General features: G+C 66.0%; 3 protein-coding genes and 1 rRNA gene. All 4 read right to left on the bottom strand.

The window, feature by feature from the left end; genetic code table 11:
• Positions 1-85 (bottom strand): 16S ribosomal RNA (locus tag ACWELJ_RS33825); the annotation flags it as partial.
• Positions 86-644: 559 nt separating this feature from the next.
• Entirely contained in the window at positions 645-1928 is a 1284-nt protein-coding gene (gene tyrS / locus ACWELJ_RS33830) for a tyrosine--tRNA ligase (protein ID WP_452370131.1), read from the bottom strand.
• 217 nt (positions 1929-2145) lie between these two features.
• A complete protein-coding gene (locus ACWELJ_RS33835; RefSeq protein ID WP_452370132.1) occupies positions 2146-2568 on the bottom strand; it encodes a DoxX family protein in 423 nt (140 codons plus the stop codon).
• Positions 2569-2683: 115 nt separating this feature from the next.
• Positions 2684-3024, bottom strand: a 341-nt coding sequence (locus ACWELJ_RS33840) for a FadR/GntR family transcriptional regulator (protein WP_452370133.1), incomplete at its 5' end; no start/stop codon positions are given.

Consider the following 3024-nt stretch of genomic DNA (forward strand, 5'->3'; position numbering starts at 1 on the left):
ACCCCGAAGGGCCTTACCGCTCGACTTGCATGTGTTAAGCACGCCGCTAGCGTTCGTCCTGAGCCAGGATCAAACTCTCCGTTGAAGACTCTAGACACGCTCCGAAAAGCGAATCAGAAGTATCTCGAACCAGAGTCCGAAAACCTAGCAAAATAGTCGGTCGGAAAATGACCGACTTAAATGTCCGACCCCATCACACGGGGGGTGTGAGGCCGGAACCAAATAAAATATTTGGCACTGACATTCATCGACACACTATTGAGTTCTCAAAGAACACACGCACACGTCTTCGATCCGAACTTGAGTGGATCTCCAACGAGGCAACTTTTCCAGCCTAGTCACAGAACCCGACAGAAGTCAAGAACCAATTTTTGGCTGGGTGTTCGTGTTCGCGTCCGGCGCCCTCGTCCAACCTCGTTTCCGGATCCGATTTCCAGCCTCTGAGCTGGGCGTTTCGGTCCCGGTCGGTGTCCGTGTCGCTCTGACTTGGACTAAGTTACGCGGCGGATAACGCAAGGTCAAATCCGCTGGTCACCGAGACGTTTGCGCAGGTGAACCTGCCGCGGACCGGGCGATTCGAGGGCCTGAGCCACCGGCTTGTGACTCAGGTCATTTCGATCTTGTTGCCCTATCGAGGATCGCGATCAGTGGCCCGCGCGGCGCACGCCGGCGAAGTTCTTCTTGCCGCGGCGCAGTACCAGCCAGCGTCCGTGCAGGTAGTCGGCCTCGGCGGGGATCCACTCGGGGTCGGCGATCTTCTCGTTGTTGACCGCCGCGCCACCCTCGTTGACCGCGCGCCGGGCCGCGCTGCGGCCCTCGCACAGACCGGAGTCGACCAGCAGATCGACGATGGTCGAGGTGGGGGTGGCCTCGGCGAGCTTGCCGTCCACCGCGGATTCGGCGAGCGCCGCCGACAGTGTGGACTCGTCGAGTTCGCGCAGGTCGCCGCGGCCGAACAGGGCTTGGCTGGCCAGCTGCACCGCGCGGGTGTTCTCCTCGCCGTGCACGAGGGTGGTCATCTCCGCGGCCAGGCGCTTCTGCGCTTCGCGGGCGAAGGGCCGCTCGGCCGTGGCCTTCTCCAGCTCGTCGAGTTCCTCGCGCGACAGGAAGGTGAACCAGCGCAGGTAGCGGACCACGTCGGCGTCGGCGGTGTTCACGAAGTACTGGTACCAGGCGTAGGGGCTGGTCATCTCCGGGTCCAGCCAGAGGCTGCCGCCACCGGTGGACTTGCCGAACTTCTTGCCGTCGGCCGAGGTGACCAGCGGGACGGTGAGCGCGTGCACGTGCTCGCCGTCGACGCGGCGGTTGAGCTCGACGCCGGCGATGATGTTGCCCCATTGATCGGAGCCGCCGACCTGCAGCGTGCAGCCGTATTCGCGGCGCAGCTGCAGGAAGTCGTTGGCCTGCAGCAGCATGTAGCTGAACTCGGTGTAGGACATGCCGTCGGATTCGAGGCGGCGCTTGACCGTGTCGCGCGCCAGCATGACGTTCACCGAGAAGTGCTTGCCGATATCGCGCAGGAACGAGACCGTGCTGAGCGGTCCGGTCCAATCCATGTTGTTGGCGATGACGGCCGCGTTGTCGCCGCCGTCCAGATCCACGAAGCGTTCCAGCTGGGCACGGATCCGGCCCGCCCACTCGGCCACGGTGTCGGTGGAGTTCATGGTGCGCTCGCCGACGTCGCGGGGGTCGCCGATCAGGCCGGTCGCGCCGCCGGCCAGCACCACCGGCCGGTGGCCCGCGCGCTGGAAGCGCTTGAGCGCCAGCAGCGGGACCAGGTGGCCGGCGTGCAGGCTTGCCGCGGTCGGGTCGAATCCGGCATAGAGGGTGATCGGGCCCTTGGCCGTGGCCGCGCGCAGGGCGTCCAGATCGGTGGACTGCGCGATCAGTCCGCGCCAGGTCAGTTCATCAATGATGTCGCCGCTCACCCGCACTATCTTTCCATTCCGCCTCCCCGCGACTTTTTCGCCCGGCTCGGGAGCCGTCATAAGCCCCACATGCGGAGATGGCGTTGAGAGCCGAACCGATCTTGGACGTACCCGGCGAGTTGCCCCCGACGCAACGAAATCAGTTGTCACCTGACATACGAAAACCCGCCGCCGCGTGTCAGCGGCGACGGGTTCGGGGGCCGTGCGATCGAGCGGGTCACTTCGCCAGGTCGGTGAAGGTGGCGAAGGAGGCGCGGCGCTCGTAGGCGATCCAGGCGAAGACACCGACCAGGACCAGCGGGAAGATGGCCATGCCCGGCGCGCTGAGCAGGAAGGCCTGGGTGGCGGCGGCGCACACCATGGTGATGGACAGGCCCGCGGCGGCCGGGCCGGACAGGCGGGGAATCATCAGGCCCAGGCCGCCGGAGACCTCGACCAGGCCGGTGAAGTAGCGGAACCAGTCGCCCCAGCCGATCTCGTTGTAGATGCGGACGGCGTCGGCCTGGCCGAAGAACTTCGGCAGGCCGGAGGCGATGATGAAGAACAGGCCGAGGACGATCTGCAGGGTCCACAGCACGCGGTTGCGGAGCTTGCTCGGGGCGGCGACGGTCAGGGTCGGGGTGGCGGCGATGGTGGTCATGTCGAATGTCCTTCCGGGGCTTGTCGGTTCGGTGTCGAACCGCTCGCTGGATAGGACGGGGGTCGTCGCGGAAACTCATCGCGATCGCGAAAGTTTTTTTCCCGCGCAGGTCAGGCTAGGTGTCGAAGGCGGCTTTGAGGGCGCTGAGGTGCACTCGGCTGGCGCCGGCGGCGGCCTCGGGATCGCGGGCGCGGATGGCGTCGTAGAGGTGTTCGTGCGCGTCGTGATCGCTCCCGGGCGAGCGCATCGGACGGATGCGGAGCATGTCGATCATGGCGTGGCGCGAGCGCGGGACGAAGGCGTTGAACAGTTCGAGCAGGATGTCGTTGTGGGCGGCGGCCACCACGGTGCGATGGAAGGCGGTGTCGGCGTCGACCAATCCCTCGACGGTGTCGCCGCTTTCGGCGCGGGCGGCCAGCGCGCGCAGCATGGCGCGCAGGTCCGCGGGGGTGCGGC

Source organism: Nocardia sp. NPDC004582 (assembly GCF_053602115.1).

Bases quoted from the DNA above. Each gene is read 5' to 3' on its own strand.
- ACWELJ_RS33835 (WP_452370132.1), bottom strand. From the start codon at position 2,568: ATGACCACCATCGCCGCCACCCCGACCCTGACCGTCGCCGCCCCGAGC.